Raw genomic sequence first — 16,142 nt, forward strand, 5'->3', positions numbered from 1 at the left:
CCGAAAGGATTGCATCATGACCCAGCCCGTTCTGCGCTTCGTGAATTGTCTGGACAGCACTGGCCTGCACCGCATGGCTTATTGGGATTGGGCCGGGCCCAGCCCGCAGGCGCCGGTGCTGGTGTGCGTGCACGGGCTGTCGCGCCAGGGGCGCGACTTTGATGTGCTGGCCCAGGCGATGCAGTCGCACTACCGTGTCATCTGCCCGGACGTCGTCGGCCGGGGGCGGTCGGACGCGCTGCGCCAGCCGGCGGGCTACCAGATTCCTTCCTACGTGGCGGACATGGTCTCGCTGCTGGCGCGGTTGGATGTGGAGCAGGTGGATTGGGTGGGCACGTCGATGGGCGGCTTGATCGGCCTGGGCCTGGCCTCGCTGCCGCGCCCTGCCGGGGTGGCGTCGCCCATTCGGCGCCTGGTGCTCAACGATGTGGGCCCGGCCATTCGGTTCGAAGCCTTGCAGCGCATCGGCACCTACCTGGGCAAAACGCCGCGGTTTCCTTCGTTGCAAGCCGGGGCGGATTACCTGCGCAGCATCTCCGAAGGCTTTGGGCCGCACACCGATGCCGAATGGCTGGCCCTGTCCGCGCCGATGTTCCGGCAGGCCGGCGCGGAATGGGTGGCCCACTACGACCCGTCGATCGCCTTGCCGTTCGGCGCGGTCACGCCTGAGTTGGTGGCCGCCGGTGAAGCGGCACTGTGGGCCGCCTACGACCAGCTGCGCTGCCCGACGCTGGTGATTCGCGGCGCTGACAGCGACCTGCTGACCCGCGAGACGGCCCAGGCCATGACGCAGCGCGGCCCCAAGGCCCGGTGTGTGGAGTTGGCCGGCGTGGGCCATGCGCCGACCCTGATTCATGGCGACCAGGTCGCCCTTGTGAGAGATTTCCTGAGTTCATGAAAACCGGCTTGATGGCCGACGGCGCCGCCACGGCGCCCATCGTGGCGCTGCTGGATGCCGGCGCCGGGCATTCCCACGCCGAGATCGTTCGAGCACGTGCTTTTGCAGAGCCCCTCCTGGCCATGCAGAGCCTGGACACCGGCGAGAACGCGCTGACGCACGCGGACGGCGTGGCGGCGCTGCTGCACCGGGTGGGCGCGGCCCAGGAGCTGCAGGCGGCGGCGTATCTGGTCTACGCCGCTGACTTCCTGACCAAGCCCGAAGAAACCGTGGCCAAGGCGTTCGGCGACAGCTACGCCAGTTTGGTGACGCACACGCGGCGGCTGGTGCAACTGCAGCGCACCACGCGGGACGCGAAGTTGTCGGTCGACAAGAAGTCGGACCAGCGCGCCGAGCAGACCGAGCGCGTGCGCAAGATGCTGCTGGCGTTCTCGCGGGACCTGCGCGTCGTGCTGCTGCGCCTGGCGTCCCGCTTGCAAACCCTGCGCTGGTACGCCGCCAGCAAGCTGCCGTGCCCGGCCGAACTGGCAGAGGAATCTCAAGCGGTGTTCGCGCCGCTGGCGAACCGGCTGGGCATCTGGCAGTTCAAGTGGGAGTTGGAGGACCTGGCGTTTCGCTTCCGCGAGCCCGACACCTACAAGGCGTTGGCCAAGGCGCTGCACGAAACGCGGGTCGAGCGAGAGCAGCGCGTGGAAGCGGCGCGGGGCGCCGTGCAGGCCGACCTGGCTGCGCAAGGACTGCAGGCTGAAGTGCAGGGGCGCCCCAAGCACCTGTACAGCATCCACAAGAAGATGCAGGGCAAGTCGCTCGCGCTGGAGCGGGTGTTCGACCTGCGTGCCTTGCGCGTGGTGGTGCCCACCGTGGCGGATTGCTACGCCGCCCTGGCGCGGCTGCACGAGGTGTACACGCCGGTGCCAGGCGAGTTCGACGATTACATCGCCAAGCCCAAGCCCAACGGCTACCAGTCTTTGCACACGGTGGTGACCGGGGCTGACGGGCGGGCGATGGAAGTGCAGATCCGCACGCGCGAGATGCATGAGCACGCGGAGCACGGCGTGGCTGCGCACTGGGCCTACAAAGAGGCCGGTGCGCGCGGCTACGCCGGCGTCAGCGCTGCGGGCGAGTTCGAAGAGCAGGTGGCCCGGGCGCGCAAGGCCGTGCTGAACCAACTGCTCGCCTGGGAGCGTGACGCCACCCACGCCGAGGGCGCGCCGGCGTTTGACGACCGCATCTACGTTTTCACGCCGCAGGCCACCATCGTGGAATTGACCGCTGGCGCCACGCCGGTGGACTTCGCGTACGCGGTGCACACCGATCTGGGGCATCGCTGCCGCGGCGCGCGGATCGATGGTCAGATGCTGCCGCTGAACACACCGCTGCACAGTGGGCAGACGGTGGAAATCATCGCGGCCAAGGAGGGCGGCCCGTCGCTGGACTGGATCAACCCGGAGCTGGGGTATCTGCAAAGCCAGCGTTCGCGCGCCAAGGTGCGCGCGTGGTTCAACGCCTTGCAGCAGGCGCAGACCGTGGCCAAGGGGCGTGAACTCGTCGAAAAGCTGCTGCAGCGCGAAGGTCGCACCGCATTGAAGCTGGACGAGCTCGCCGCCCGGCTCGGGTTCAAGGGGGCAGATGCGCTGTTCGAGGTGGTCGGCAAGGACGAGTACTCGCTGCGCAACATCGAGTTGCTGCTGCGCCCGCCCGAGCCGGTGGCCGATGAAGATGAACTGCTGGCGCAGCGCCACACCCGCAGCGCGACGGCCGCCAACAGTCGTGGCGGGGTGCTGGTGGTGGGCATCGACTCGCTGCTCACCACGCTGTCGCGCTGCTGCCGCCCCGCGCCGCCGGATGCGATTGCCGGCTTCGTCACGCGCGGCAAGGGTGTGGCCATCCATCGCAGCGATTGCAGCAACCTCGCGGAAATGCAGCGCCGCAACCCGGAGCGCGTGATCGCCGTGGCGTGGGCCGGGCGAGAGTCAGAAGGCAAGAACGCGCCGGTCTACCCGGTGGATGTGCTCGTGGAGGCGAGCGACCGCCAGGGCCTGCTGCGCGACGTGCTGGACATCTTTGCGAAAGAGAAGATGAACGTCGTCTCCGTCAACACGCAATCCATGAAGCCGGGGGCCGCCAAGCCGCGCACCGGCGGCGGCGACACCGCGTGGATGAGCTTCACGCTGGAGCTGACGGATGCGGCGCGATTGACCAAAGTGCTGCGCGACTTGTGCGCCGTGCCCGGGGTCCGTTCGGCTCGAAGGAAGTGAGTTTCTTTCGGACCTGAAAAATTCATGCTATAGTGCGAAGCTCTTCAGGCGCGTAGCTCAGTTGGTTAGAGCACCACCTTGACATGGTGGGGGTCGTTGGTTCGAATCCAATCGCGCCTACCAAATTCTGAAGTTGGAAAGCCCTCGAATCGAAAGGTTCGAGGGCTTTTTCTTTGTGCGTTTCGGTTCGATCCCAGGTAAACCCGCCGCGCGGACCTGCGGCCCGGTGCCTAGAATTTGTTGCACTGCACAGGAGACTTCCGCATGGCAACTGCCCGCAAGAAGGCGGCGACCCCGAACGAGCCCACCGGCGACGCGCCTGCGGGCCTTCGCATTCTCAAAAAGTACCCCAACCGCCGTCTGTACGACACGCAGACCAGCAGCTACATCACGCTGGCCGATGTGAAACGTATGGTGCTGGATGGCGTGCAGTTCGAGGTGCACGATGCCAAGACGCAGGAAGACCTGACCCGCTCCATCCTGCTGCAAATCATCCTGGAAGAGGAAACCGGCGGCGTGCCGATGTTTTCGACCAGCTCGCTCGCTCAGATCATCCGCTTCTACGGCCATGCCATGCAGGGCGTGATGGGCGGATTGCTGGAACGCCAGATGCAGGCTTTCACCGACATGCAGCAGCGCTTCACCGAGCAGACGCCTGGCATGCCGTTCACGCCGGAGGCCTGGACGGGGCTGATGGGCGCACTGCCCACCCAGGTGGCGGAGCAATCCAAGTCGCTGATGAACCAGTGGCAGGAACAGATGAAGAATGCGGGCGTGATGTTCCCGTTCGGACCCAAGAAGTAAAGCCGGTCGCGACATCGCCGAAAATGCGGCGATGAACGACACGACCACCTCCGCCCCGAAGATCGGCTTCGTCAGCCTGGGCTGCCCCAAGGCGTTGACCGACAGCGAGCTGATCCTCACCCAGCTCCGCGCCGAGGGCTACGAGACTTCCAAGACCTTTGCCGGGGCCGACCTGGTGATCGTCAACACCTGCGGCTTCATCGACGATGCCGTCAAGGAAAGCCTGGACACCATTGGCGAGGCCCTGGCCGAGAACGGCAAGGTCATCGTCACCGGCTGTCTGGGCGCCAAAGCCGGCGCCGGCAGCGCCGATGCCGGCAGCCTGGTGCGCGAGATTCACCCCAGCGTGCTCGCCGTGACGGGGCCCCACGCCACGCAGGAGGTGATGGACGCGGTGCACACCCATGTGCCCAAGCCGCATGACCCCTTCGTCGACCTGGTGCCGAGCTATGGCATCAAGCTCACGCCCAAGCACTACGCGTATCTCAAGATCAGCGAGGGCTGCAACCACCGCTGCTCGTTCTGCATCATTCCGAGCATGCGTGGCGACCTCGTGTCGCGCCCCATCGGCGACGTGCTGAATGAAGCGCGCGCGCTGTTTGAGAGCGGCGTCAAGGAACTGCTCGTCATCAGCCAGGACACCTCGGCCTACGGCGTGGACGTGAAGTACCGCACCGGCTTCTGGGACGGCAAGCCGGTCAAGACCAAGATGCTCGACCTGGTGTCGCATCTGGGCGAGATCGCCAAACCCTACGGCGCGTGGGTGCGCCTGCATTACGTCTACCCGTACCCGCATGTGGACGAGGTGCTGCCGCTGATGGCGCAGGGGCTGGTGTTGCCGTACCTGGATGTGCCCTTCCAGCACGCCCACCCGGACGTGCTCAAGCGCATGAAGCGCCCCGCCAATGGTGAGAAGAACATGGAGCGCATCCTGCGCTGGCGCGAGGCTTGCCCGGAGCTGGTGATTCGCTCCACCTTCATCGCCGGCTTCCCTGGCGAGACCGAAGAGGAGTTCCAGTACCTGCTCGACTTCATGCAGGAGGCCCAGATCGACCGCGCCGGCTGCTTCGCCTACTCGCCGGTGGAGGGTGCGAGCGCCAACGACATCCCCGGTGCGCTGCCGGACGAAGTGCGCGAGGAGCGCCGTGCGCGCTTCATGGCGGTGGCTGAAGCCGTGTCCGCCGCCAAGCTGCAGGCCCGTGTCGGGCAGACGATGCAGGTGCTGGTGGACTCGGCGCCGGCCTTGGGTCGCAAGGGTGGGGTGGGGCGCTCGTACGCTGACGCGCCGGAGATCGACGGCACTGTGAAGATCCTGCCGCCTGAGAAGGCCAGCAAGACCATGAAGGTGGGCGACTTCGTGCGCGTGCGCATCGTCGCGGCGGATGGTCACGATCTGGTTGGGAGCCTCGTGTGACGCGGGGCCCGGCCACCACGCTGATCCACCATCCTTACCGTGCACCGGAGGGCTGGGATGCGGTGCCGGTGCCGGTGGCCAAGGCGTCGACCGTGCTGTTCAAAGACACGGCCGACCTGCACAAGCCGCGGCCGCGTGACGGCCTGAGCTACCGCTACGGTCTGCACGGCACACCGACCAGCTACACGCTGGCCGCGCGTCTGGCCACGTTGGAGCACGCGGAATACTGCTTGCTCGTGCCCAGCGGTTTGGCCGCGGTAACGCTGCCGTCGCTGGCCATCTTGCGCCCGGGGGACGAGGTGCTGGTGCCCGACAACGTCTATGGCCAGAACCGCTACCTGACCGAGTCGTGGCTGCCGCAGTGGGGCGTGACGCACCGCTTCTACGACCCGCTGACCGTGCCGGAGTTGCGCGATAACACCAAGCTAGTCTGGCTGGAGGCTGCGGGTTCGATCACGCTGGAATTTCCGGACCTGCTGGGCGCGCTGGCGGCGTGCCGCGCGCGGGGCGTGGTGACGGCCCTGGACAACACCTGGGGAGCCGGTCTGGCCTTCAATGGTTTTGAGCCCGCGCCGGATACGCATCCGGGTCTGGGCGCCGACATCGTCATGCAGGCGCTCACCAAGTACCCCAGTGGGGGCGCCGATGTGCTGATGGGTTCGGTCTGCACCCGAGACCGTGCCCTGCATGACCGCCTCAACCATGCCCACGAGCACCTGGGCTACGGCCTGGGTCAGAACGATGTGGAGCTGGTGCTGCGGGGCTTGCCCACGATGCCGCTGCGCTACGCGGCGCAAGACCGTGTGACGCGGCAGTTGGCCAGCTGGATGGCTGGTCGGCCGGAGGTGGCCAAGGTGTTTCACCCGGCGCTTCCCGGCTCGCCGGGCCACGAACATTGGCTGGCAGTGGGCGGGCAGGCCGCCGCGTGCCTGTTCTCGGTCGTGTTCAAGGCCGAGTACACGTCCAAGCAGGTCGACGCGTTTGTCGATGCGCTGCAGCTCTTCGGGATTGGTTACTCGTGGGCCGGACCAATGAGCCTGGCGGTGCCGTACGACATGAGCCGCAGCCGCAACCTGCCGCTGCCGTTCGACGGTCGCACGCTGGTGCGGTTTGCGATCGGTTTGGAAGACGGCGACGACCTGCGGGCAGACATCGAGCAGGCCCTGGCTGTGTTGCGTTAGGCGTAGCGGCCGGTTGATGCATGCCGCATCAATTGGCCCTTTTAGCGAAAGCGCCAACGATCCGCTGGCGCGGCTCGTCGGGCCTTGCGGCCTGTGGATTCGTGCTGCATCAATTGGCCCTTTTAGCGAAAGCGCCAACGATCCGCTGGCGCGGCTCGTCGGGCCTTGCGGCCTGTGGATGCGTGCTGCATCAATTGGCCCTTTTAGCGAAAGCGCCAACGATCCGCTGGCGCGGCTCGTCAGGCCTTGCGGCCTGTTGATGCGTGCCGCATCAATTGGCCCTTTTAGCGAAAGCGCCAACGATCCGCTGGCGCGGCTCGTCAGGCCTTGCGGCCTGTTGATGCGTGCCGCATCAATTGGCCCTTTTCTCGTTCCCAGTCGCGTTTCTTTTCGGTCTCGCGCTTGTCATGCTGGGCGTTGCCCTTGGCGAGCGCGATGTCAGCCTTCACGCGGCCGCCCTTGTAGTGCAGGTTCAGCGGCACCAGCGTGAAGCCGCGCTGTTCCACCTTGCCGATCAGCCGCTTGATTTCGGCCTTGTGCATCAGCAGCTTCTTGGTGCGGTCGGCCTCGGGGTTGACGTGGGTGGAGGCGCTCCGCAGCGCATTGATCCGGCAGCCGATCAGGAACAGCTCGCCGTCCTTGATCATCACGTAGCCATCGGTCAGCTGGACCTGGCCAGCGCGGATGGCTTTGATCTCCCAGCCTGACAGCACCACGCCGGCCTCGAATTGCTCTTCGATGTGGTAGTCGTAACGGGCGCGGCGGTTCTCGGCGATGGACATGAAATGGAATCTGGGGCTCAAGGCCCTTCTTACAATCCCGCGATTCTATGAAGCAGGTTAAAAAGTCCGTTCTGCTCTGGCACACGCCGCGCGAGATGTACGAGCTCGTCACGCAGGTGGAGCGCTATCCGGAGTTCTTGCCCTGGTGCCAAAAGGTCGAAGTGATCGAGGTGAACGAGGGCGGCGTCACGGCCCGCTTGCATCTGGCCTATGCCGGTGTGCGCCATGCGTTCACCACCCGCAACCGCAACGAGGTCGGCCGCAGCGTTCGCATGGAACTGGTGGACGGTCCGTTCTCTCAGCTCGACGGGCTCTGGGAGTTCCTGCCCCTGAACAAGCCGGGCGCTGTGGGTGAAGCGACCGCGTGCAAGGTGGTGTTCGAGTTGAACTACGCGTTCAGCAGTGGTGCGCTAGAGGCCGTGGTGAGCCCGGTGTTCGACCGCATCGCCAACACCTTTGTCGACAGCTTCGTGCAGCGGGCAGAAAGTCTTCACGGTGCGGGTTGAGCTGGTGTGGAGCCCGTGCGCCGGCGATGTGCAGCACCGGTGGCTGGACGTCGAGGCCGGTGCCACGCTGATCTCCGCGCTCCAGGGCTGCGCCGATTTCATGACCTCGAATGTTCAGCCGATGGCGGATCTGCACATCGGCATCTGGGGGCGCGTTCGGCCGTTGGACACACCGCTGCGCGAGCGGGACCGCATCGAGGTGTACCGACCGCTCACGGTCGACCCCAAGGAGGCGCGGCGTTTGCGCTACGCCAAGCGGGGCGAGCGCATCGTGTCGCGCCACCGCCCGATGGGTGCCCGTCGCTGATCAGCGGCACTCGCTGGTGATCAGGTCCCGCGCGCGACTCACTTCGTTGGCGATCTGGGCGGAGTCCATGAACACCCGCTCACCCTGTTCGTTGGTGCGGGCAAGCCGCTGACCGCTTTGCAGGTCGCGCAGGTTGGCCTGTGCGCGGGCGCAGTTCTCGCGGCGTTGTGCGGCGACGCGGCGTTCTTCTTCCTTCTGGCGCGACGCCTCCTGATCCTGCTCGCGCTTTTGGCGGGCCGCTGCGTCGAGTTCGGCCTTGCTCGGCGCGCTGGCTGCGGCGCTGTTGGATGGTGTGGCGGTTGCCGCCTGGCTGGCAGCCGCGCCCACTGGCGAAACCACGATGGACGGTTTGGCTACAAAGGGTCGCTGAAGGATGTCCTTCTCGGGCGTGCCCTGCGGGGGCGGCAGGTCGCTGAATTGCAGGTTGCCCTTGGCATCTCTCCACTTCCATTGCGCTTCGGCGGCGCCCATGGCGAGGAGGCAGAGCACGGAGATGAAGAAGGCTTTGCGCGACATGGAATCAGTGTAGCGGCGCGGCCTCCGTATAATGCTGCTTTGCGTCTGGAGCTTTCCTCATGCGCCTTCTCGGCAAAGCGCTCACCTTCGACGACGTTCTGTTGGTGCCAGCGTTCTCCCAGGTGTTGCCCCGCGACACCAGCCTTGCGACCCGTCTGTCGCGCAACATTCCCCTGAACCTGCCGCTCGTGTCCGCCGCGATGGACACCGTGACCGAGGCGCGCCTGGCGATTGCCATCGCCCAGGAAGGCGGCATTGGCATCGTGCACAAGAACCTGACGGCGGAAGCCCAGGCTCGCGAAGTGGCGCGCGTGAAGCGGTACGAAAGCGGCGTGGTGCGTGAGCCCCTGACCATCGGCCCCGACGCGTCGGTGCGTGAGGTCGTCGAGCTGACCCGCCTGCACGGTTTCTCCGGCTTCCCGGTCGTGGAAGGCAAGCGTGTGGTGGGCATCGTCACGGGCCGTGACCTGCGCTTTGAGACCCGCATGGACGCCAAGGTCCGCGAAATCATGACGCCGGCCGAGAAGCTGATCACCGTCAAGGAAGGCGCGTCGCTGGACGAAGCCAAGGCGCTGATGCACACCCACAAGCTGGAGCGCGTGGTGGTGGTGAACGATGCGTTCGAACTGCGCGGCCTGATGACGGTGAAAGACATCACCAAGCAGACCAGCTTCCCGAACGCCGCGCGTGACGCGCACGGCGGCCTGCGCGTGGGCGCGGCGGTTGGCTTCGGTGAAGACACCGAACAGCGCGTGGAACTGCTGGTCAAGGCCGGCGTCGACGCCATCATCGTGGACACGGCCCACGGCCACAGCGCCGGCGTGCTGGACCGCGTGCGTTGGGTGAAGCGCAATTTCCCGAGCGTGGACGTCATCGGCGGCAACATCGCCACCGGCGCGGCTGCGCTGGCGCTGGTGGAAGCCGGCGCGGACGGCGTGAAGGTCGGCATCGGCCCCGGTTCCATCTGCACGACGCGCATCGTCGCGGGTGTGGGCGTGCCGCAAATCACGGCGGTCGACAACGTCGCCACCGCGCTGCGCGGCACCGGCGTGCCGGTCATCGCGGACGGTGGTATCCGCTACTCCGGCGACGTGGCCAAGGCCATCGCCGCTGGCGCGGACTGCATCATGATGGGCGGCGCCTTTGCCGGCACCGAGGAAGCCCCGGGCGAAACCATCCTGTACCAGGGCCGCACGTTCAAGAGCTACCGCGGCATGGGTTCGATGGGCGCCATGGCCAAGGGCAGCGCCGACCGCTATTTCCAGGACACCTCGGCCAACAACCCCAACACCTCCAAGCTGGTGCCCGAGGGCATTGAAGGCCAGGTGCCCTACAAGGGCTCGGTGGTGCAGGTCATCTTCCAGATGGCGGGCGGCTTGAAGGCGTCGATGCACTACTGCGGCTGCGCCACGATTGCCGACATGCAAAACAAGGCCGAGTTCGTCGAGATCACGACGGCGGGCATGCGCGAAAGCCATGTCCACGACGTGCAGATCACGAAGGAAGCGCCGAACTACCGCAGCGAGTAAGCGCCGCAAGCGCAAACGGGGCGATTCCAGTCGCCCCGTTTTGTTTTCAGGAATGAGATGAGCGACGCCCAGAAACGCACGCCTGCCATGGGCTTCATCATGGCCGCCGTGCTGATCGACATGATCTCCATCGGTCTGATGGTGCCGGTGCTGCCGCACATCGTGGGCACCTTCACCCACAGCAACGACGAGCAGACCTCGGCCTTCCTGATGGTGACCATGGCCTTCGGCGTGGCCAACTTCCTTGGCTCGCCGGTGCTGGGGGCGCTGTCCGATCGTTTCGGCCGCCGGCCGGTGCTGCTGATCGGCTTTGCCGGCTTGGCGCTGAGCTTCTTTGTCACGGCCATGGCCACGGCGCTGTGGATGCTGGTGGCAGTGCGCCTGTTCTCGGGTGCCATGCAGGCCAACATCGCCATCGCGAACGCCTACGTGGCCGACATCACCGCCCCGGAGGACCGCGCACGCCGCTTCGGCCAGCTCGGCGCCATGTTCGGCATCGGCTTCATCCTCGGCCCGGTCATCGGCGGCTGGCTGGGCCACTACGACGTGCACTGGCCCTTCTTCGCCGCAGGCGCCATGGCTGTGCTGAACTGGTGCTACGGCTTCTTCGTGCTGCCCGAGTCGCTGCCGAAGGACCGCCGCAGCCCCTTCGACTGGAAGAAGGCCAACCCGGCCAGTTCGCTGCGCGGCCTGGCGGCGCTGCAGGGCATCGGGCCGCTGGTGGCGGTCATCGCGCTGTCGTCGTTGGCCCAGTTCACGCTGCACAACACCTGGGTGCTGTACACCAAGTTCCGCTTCGGATGGGGGCCGCTGGCCGTCAGTCAGTCGCTGGTGGTGGTGGGTATCGTGTCCGTCATCAGCCAGGGCGTGCTGCTCCGGCCGCTGCTCAAGCGCTTCAGCCCGCAGCGGTTGGCGCTGGTCAGCATGATGTCGGCGTCGCTCGCCTACCTTGGCTTCGGCCTGGCCACCGAGGGCTGGATGATGTACGTCGTCATCGGCCTGAACTTGCTGGGCGGTGTGGGCGCAGCGGCGCTGCAGAGCGTCATTTCCAACGCCGCCGGCGGGGCCCACCAGGGGCGAGCCATGGGCGCGGTGTCGTCGCTCAACAGCTTGATGGCCGTCATCGCCCCGCTGCTGGGCCTGACGCTGCTGGCCGAGGTGTCGCACCGGCCGGCGGGCGACCTGCTGATGGGCCTGCCCTTCTTCGCCTGCGCTGCCCTGCAAGCGGTGGCCCTGTTCATCACCTTCCGTTTCTTCCGAACCCAGCCGCCGGCTCAGCCCCTGCAGCCGGCTTGAAAGACGCCTTATGCAACACGACAAGGTCCTCATCCTCGACTTCGGCTCCCAAGTCACCCAGCTCATCGCCCGCCGCGTGCGCGATGCGTCGGTGTACTGCGAGATCCATCCGAACGACGTGTCGGATGACTTCATCAAGGCCTATCAGCCCAAGGCCATCATCCTGAGCGGCAGCCACGCTTCCACCTACGAGGACCACGAGCTGCGCGCGCCGCAGGCCGTGTGGGACGCCGGCGTGCCGGTGCTCGGCATCTGCTATGGCATGCAAACCATGGCCGTGCAGCTGGGCGGCACGGTGAGCTGGAGCGACACCCGCGAGTTCGGCTACGCCGAGGTGCGTGCCCACGGTCACACGAAGCTGCTTGATGGCATTCAAGACTTCGGCACCGCCGAGGGCCACGGCATGCTCAAGGTCTGGATGAGCCACGGCGACAAGGTCACCGTGCTGCCGCCGGGCTTCAAGCTGATGGCGTCCACGCCCAGCTGCCCCATCGCCGGCATGGCCGATGAGGCGCGCGGCTTCTACGCCGTGCAGTTCCACCCCGAGGTCACGCACACCGTGCAGGGCGAAGCCATGCTGCGCCGCTTCGTGCGCGACATCGCCGGTTGCAAGGGCGACTGGATCATGGGCGACTACATCGCCGAGGCCGTGGCCAGGATCCGCGAGCAGGTGGGCGACGAGGAGGTCATCCTCGGCCTGTCGGGCGGCGTCGATTCCTCCGTGGCCGCCGCGCTGATCCACCGCGCCATTGGCGACCAGCTCACCTGCGTGTTCGTCGACCACGGCCTGCTGCGCCTGAACGAGGGCGACATGGTCATGGACATGTTCGCCGGCAAGCTGCACGCCAAGGTCATCCGCGTGGATGCGAGCGAGCTGTTCCTGGGCGAATTGGCCGGCGTGACCGACCCCGAGCAGAAGCGCAAGATCATCGGCCGCCTGTTCGTCGACGTCTTCAAGGCCGAAGCTGCCAAGCTCAAGGCGGGCGACGGCGGCCACAAGGGCGCGACCTTCCTGGCGCAGGGCACCATCTACCCCGACGTGGTGGAGAGCGGCGGTACCAAGACCAAGAAGGCCACCACCATCAAGAGCCACCACAACGTGGGCGGCCTGCCCGAGCAGCTCGGCCTGAAGCTGCTGGAGCCGCTGCGCGAGCTGTTCAAGGACGAAGTGCGCGCCCTCGGCGTGGCCTTGGGTCTGCCGGCCGAGATGGTCTATCGCCACCCGTTCCCGGGCCCGGGCCTGGGCGTGCGCATCCTGGGCGAAGTGAAGAAGCCCTACGCCGACCTGCTGCGCCGGGCGGACGCGATCTTCATTGAAGAGCTGCGCAACACCATCGACCCCGCCACCGGCAAGAGCTGGTACGACCTGACCAGCCAAGCCTTTGCCGTGTTCCTGCCGGTGAAGAGCGTGGGCGTGATGGGCGACGGCCGCACCTACGACTACGTTGTGGCCCTGCGCGCCGTGCAAACCAGTGACTTCATGACCGCCGACTGGGCCGAGCTGCCGTACAGCATGCTCAAGCGCACCTCGGGGCGCATCATCAACGAGGTGCGCGGCATCAACCGTGTCACCTACGACGTCAGCAGCAAGCCGCCCGCCACCATCGAGTGGGAGTGAGGCGGCGCGGCCTTTGGCGGCCGCGGCACCGATCGAATCAACCCGCTGCGGGCGTTGCCCCGGCGGGTTTTTTTCTGGGCCGGATGCGGGCACATCGATATGCTGATGCGATTCATTGCTTACCCTGTTCTCACCATGCGCGCTGCATTTGGCCTGTTGGCCCTGGTCATCACCCTGGCGATCGTGCTGTCACTGTCCAAGCGTCAAGCCGCGTCGCTGCGCGCGCCAGCAACGGCTGCGCCGTCAGCATCGGCGGCCGCGCCCGCGCTCCCGGCGCCTCAGGCGGTGGGGCAGCAGGTGCAGTCGGCGCTGGATGCCGCCGCGCAGCGCCAGATGGACGCCGCGGCCTCTGCCGTGCAGTGACCTGCTGAGTCGAGCGGCATCAACTTGGTGACGCGGCCACCGCCTGCGCCAACGCCCGCACGCTGAGCGGCGCGGAGCCCTCGGCCTTGTTCGAGATCGTCACGAATACGTCCTGACCCGCATGGGCGGTGGCCCGAATGATGCGGGCCAATTCCGCCCGTGTGTCCGGGTCGGGGTCGAGCATTTCGCGGAACTCGCCGTACTTCTGTTCCGCTGCCTCGTAGCCGTAGGCGCCGTGCAGACGGTTCAGATTCCAGCGCGCCACCAGCGGCCCGGGCCACAGGGCCCGCAGCAGCGGCAACTGTTCGGCCAGCGGTGGCAACTTGGGGTGCAGGCCCAGGCAGTAGCGCGCCCCGGTGTCGCGCAGCAAGGCGACGAGATCGGGCGTCAGCCAGGCGGCGTCGCGCACTTCCACGGCGATGACACCCACCGGCGGTTTCGGCAGGGACAGCAGCAGGGCGTGCAGGCGGTCGAACTGTTCGTTCATGTGCGCCAGCCGCTGGGCGGGCAGGGGGCTCAGCTGGAACACCAGCGCGCCGACCGTGGAACCCAGGCCCTCGCAAGCCGGCTCGATGAAGTCTTGCAGTGCAGTGGTGGGGTCCAGGAACAGCGGGTTGGGCTGCAACCCCCGCCCGGTGTCGCCGCGCAGCAGGGCATCGGTCACCAGGCTGGGCGCCTTCACGGTGAACCGAAAGCCTGGCGGCACCTGCTCGGCGTAACGCTGGAATTCACTGGCGGCGAGCGGCCGGTAGAAGCCCCGGTCAATGCCCACCGCACGCAGCAGTGGGTGGGCGGCATACGCAGGCAGGCCGCTCTTGGCGAGGGTGGACTCACTGTGCCGCCCGGCCCATACCAACCCCTCCCAGCCGGGGTAGCTCCAGGTGGACGTGCCGAGGTGGATGCGTGGCGAGAGCGCTGCGGCCAGCGCCTGGTCTTCCGCTGACGGTGCTGCGGCTTGCACGCCGCGCGGGCGTTTTTCCGGCAGGCGGCCGAACAGGTCGTCCTGCATCAAAACATCAGCCACTTCAGCAGCACGAGGTTCACCCCCAGCACGGCCAGCGCCGTGGGCCACTGCGCGCGGATCACGGCGTTCTTGTCCTTCAGCTCCAGCAGTGCCGCAGGAATGACGTTGAAGTTGGCCGCCATGGGCGTCATCAACGTACCGCAGTAGCCGCAGAACATGCCGATGGCGGCCATCACGGCCGGGTTGCCGTGGTGCAGCCCGAGCAAGATGGGAATGCCGATGCCCGCAGTCATCACCGGAAAGGCCGCGAAGGCATTGCCCATGACCATGGTGAACAAGGCCATGCCCACGCCGTAGGCCGCCACGGCCAGCCAGGCGTTGTCCACTGGCAGCGTGTGCGTTGCGATGGCAGCCACGGCCTTGCCCACGCCGGCGTCCGTGAACAGCAGGCCCAGCGTGGCCAGCATCTGCGGCAGGATCACCGCCGGCCCCATGGTCTCCAGCAGCCGGTGCGACTCGCGCAGCGCCTGCAGCGGGCGCTCCCGCGTCATCCACAGTGCTGCCGCCAGCCCGACGAGCGCGCCCAGGCCCACGCACACCAGCGTCAGGTGCTTGGGCTCCACCAGCAGCCAAGGGCCGAGGTGCACGTCCTTCAGCGTGAGGCTGCCCACCAGAGCCAGCCCCGAGATGGCCAGGATGGGCAGGAACAGCCGGTGGCCCAGCCTTGCGGCGCTGGCTTGGCGCTCGGCCGGCGCGCGCGCGCCGTGCCGGCCGAGTGACACGCCGCCCAGCCCACCGAGCGCGGCCAGCATCAACACGATGAGCCCGGTGACGACCGGGGGCAGCACGTCACCGGCCAGGTAGATGACGGCCCACAGCGCCCAGAACAGCGCGCTGCTCCAGCGCCGCGGGTTGCTGCGGTCGCGCACCGTCAAGGCCGAAACGCCCAGCAGCGCGGCGCCTGCCAGCAGGTAGAGCTGGTCGATCTGCAGCAGCGCGGTCATGGGCGCTCCTGCGCGCGGGCGATGAGCGTGGGCAGTTGGCGGTCCAGCCGAATCAACCGCGCCGCGTGGATGAGGAACGCCGCGATGGCGGTGGGAATGCCCCACAGCGCGATGTGAAGCGGGTCGGTGACGATGCCGTTCTCGGCCAGGAAGGTCTGCATCAGCACGATGGAGCCGAAGGCCACGAAGATGTCTTCGCCGAAGAACAGCCCGACGTTGTCCGTGGCCGCCGCCATGGCCTTCAGGCGGTCACGCACGGCCTGCGGCAGGGGGCCGTGCGTTTGCTCGGCGGCGGCTTCGGTCATGGGTGCCACCAAGGGCCGCACCATGGGCGCATGGCCGCCCAGCAGCGTCAAGCCCAGGGCTGCGGCGCTTTCGCGGATGAACAGGTACACCACCAGCAGCCGCCCCGCGGTGGCCGAGCGAATGCCGGCGACCCAGCTCTGCGCCCGCTCGCGCAGGCCGTGGCGCTCCAGCAGGCCGATGACCGGCAGCGGCAGCAGCAGCGTCAGCGGCAGGTTGCGCGTCTTCACGAAGCCTGTGCCCAGCTTGGCGAGGACGAGGTCTGGCGGCAGCTTGGCGGCCAGCCCGGTGGCCAGGCCCGCGGCGGTGACGACGAGGATGGGGTTGAAGCGCAGCACGAAGCCGACGATGACGACGGCCACGCCGATCAGCGGCCAAAGGGACAGGTCGGTGGGCATG

16 protein-coding genes and 1 tRNA gene are annotated in these 16,142 nt (G+C 67.1%); 12 read left to right on the plus strand and 5 right to left on the minus strand.

The window, feature by feature from the left end:
* Positions 1-16 precede the first annotated feature (16 nt).
* From ACG01O_RS05550 to ACG01O_RS05575, 6 genes are all read left to right on the plus strand, one after another.
* Positions 17-898, plus strand: coding sequence for an alpha/beta fold hydrolase (locus tag ACG01O_RS05550; protein ID WP_394382118.1), 882 nt, complete (start codon positions 17-19; stop codon positions 896-898).
* Entirely contained in the window at positions 895-3,156 is a 2,262-nt protein-coding gene (locus ACG01O_RS05555) for a RelA/SpoT family protein (RefSeq protein ID WP_394382120.1), read from the plus strand. Before ACG01O_RS05550 ends, ACG01O_RS05555 begins: the two co-directional genes overlap by 4 nt.
* A 46-nt stretch (positions 3,157-3,202) precedes the next feature.
* Positions 3,203-3,279: transfer RNA gene (locus ACG01O_RS05560), tRNA-Val, on the plus strand.
* 141 nt (positions 3,280-3,420) lie between these two features.
* On the plus strand, positions 3,421-3,960 hold the full coding sequence (gene phaR, locus ACG01O_RS05565) for a polyhydroxyalkanoate synthesis repressor PhaR (RefSeq protein WP_394382121.1): 540 nt from the start codon (positions 3,421-3,423) through the stop codon (positions 3,958-3,960).
* A gap of 31 nt (positions 3,961-3,991) precedes the next feature.
* The gene (gene rimO, locus ACG01O_RS05570) at positions 3,992-5,374 is read left to right on the plus strand and encodes a 30S ribosomal protein S12 methylthiotransferase RimO (RefSeq protein WP_394382123.1); all 1,383 of its coding nucleotides are present in this window, start codon (positions 3,992-3,994) and stop codon (positions 5,372-5,374) included.
* Positions 5,371-6,555, plus strand: a complete 1,185-nt coding sequence (locus ACG01O_RS05575; protein WP_394382125.1) for a PLP-dependent transferase — start codon at positions 5,371-5,373, stop codon at positions 6,553-6,555. The genes rimO and ACG01O_RS05575 overlap by 4 nt, the downstream gene beginning before the upstream one ends.
* A gap of 320 nt (positions 6,556-6,875) precedes the next feature.
* Here ACG01O_RS05575 and smpB read toward each other — a convergent pair whose 3' ends face one another.
* Positions 6,876-7,337, minus strand: a complete 462-nt coding sequence (gene smpB, locus ACG01O_RS05580; protein WP_394382128.1) for an SsrA-binding protein SmpB — start codon at positions 7,335-7,337, stop codon at positions 6,876-6,878.
* A gap of 47 nt (positions 7,338-7,384) precedes the next feature.
* Here smpB and ACG01O_RS05585 point away from each other — a divergent pair, with 47 nt between their 5' ends.
* Positions 7,385-7,843 carry a type II toxin-antitoxin system RatA family toxin gene (locus ACG01O_RS05585; protein WP_394382129.1) on the plus strand — a complete coding sequence of 153 codons (459 nt, stop codon included), beginning with the start codon at positions 7,385-7,387 and terminating at the stop codon, positions 7,841-7,843.
* A complete protein-coding gene (locus tag ACG01O_RS05590) occupies positions 7,833-8,150 on the plus strand; it encodes an RnfH family protein (RefSeq protein ID WP_394382131.1) in 318 nt (105 codons plus the stop codon). Before ACG01O_RS05585 ends, ACG01O_RS05590 begins: the two co-directional genes overlap by 11 nt.
* Here ACG01O_RS05590 and ACG01O_RS05595 read toward each other — a convergent pair whose 3' ends face one another.
* Positions 8,151-8,666, minus strand: a complete 516-nt coding sequence (locus ACG01O_RS05595; RefSeq protein ID WP_394382132.1) for a DUF4124 domain-containing protein — start codon at positions 8,664-8,666, stop codon at positions 8,151-8,153.
* A gap of 59 nt (positions 8,667-8,725) precedes the next feature.
* Here ACG01O_RS05595 and guaB point away from each other — a divergent pair, with 59 nt between their 5' ends.
* From guaB to ACG01O_RS05615, 4 genes are all read left to right on the plus strand, one after another.
* Positions 8,726-10,195, plus strand: a complete 1,470-nt coding sequence (gene guaB, locus ACG01O_RS05600; RefSeq protein ID WP_394382134.1) for an IMP dehydrogenase — start codon at positions 8,726-8,728, stop codon at positions 10,193-10,195.
* A 57-nt stretch (positions 10,196-10,252) separates the two neighbouring features.
* Positions 10,253-11,491, plus strand: a complete 1,239-nt coding sequence (locus ACG01O_RS05605; RefSeq protein ID WP_394382136.1) for an MFS transporter — start codon at positions 10,253-10,255, stop codon at positions 11,489-11,491.
* A gap of 10 nt (positions 11,492-11,501) precedes the next feature.
* On the plus strand, positions 11,502-13,109 hold the full coding sequence (gene guaA, locus ACG01O_RS05610) for a glutamine-hydrolyzing GMP synthase (protein WP_394382138.1): 1,608 nt from the start codon (positions 11,502-11,504) through the stop codon (positions 13,107-13,109).
* A gap of 105 nt (positions 13,110-13,214) precedes the next feature.
* Entirely contained in the window at positions 13,215-13,472 is a 258-nt protein-coding gene (locus tag ACG01O_RS05615; RefSeq protein WP_394382140.1) for a hypothetical protein, read from the plus strand.
* A gap of 19 nt (positions 13,473-13,491) precedes the next feature.
* Here ACG01O_RS05615 and ACG01O_RS05620 read toward each other — a convergent pair whose 3' ends face one another.
* The 3 genes from ACG01O_RS05620 to ACG01O_RS05630 are packed head-to-tail and all read right to left on the minus strand — an operon-like array spanning position 13,492 to position 16,141.
* Positions 13,492-14,496 carry a DUF72 domain-containing protein gene (locus ACG01O_RS05620; protein ID WP_394382142.1) on the minus strand — a complete coding sequence of 335 codons (1,005 nt, stop codon included), beginning with the start codon at positions 14,494-14,496 and terminating at the stop codon, positions 13,492-13,494.
* Entirely contained in the window at positions 14,481-15,440 is a 960-nt protein-coding gene (locus tag ACG01O_RS05625) for a DUF979 domain-containing protein (RefSeq protein ID WP_394382143.1), read from the minus strand. The genes ACG01O_RS05620 and ACG01O_RS05625 overlap by 16 nt, the downstream gene beginning before the upstream one ends.
* Positions 15,437-16,141, minus strand: a complete 705-nt coding sequence (locus ACG01O_RS05630; RefSeq protein WP_394382144.1) for a DUF969 domain-containing protein — start codon at positions 16,139-16,141, stop codon at positions 15,437-15,439. Before ACG01O_RS05630 ends, ACG01O_RS05625 begins: the two co-directional genes overlap by 4 nt.
* Position 16,142 lies beyond the last annotated feature (1 nt).

The sequence above is a fragment of the Pelomonas baiyunensis genome (assembly GCF_043555935.1).
Taxonomy (GTDB): Bacteria; Pseudomonadota; Gammaproteobacteria; order Burkholderiales; family Burkholderiaceae_C; genus Pelomonas; species Pelomonas baiyunensis.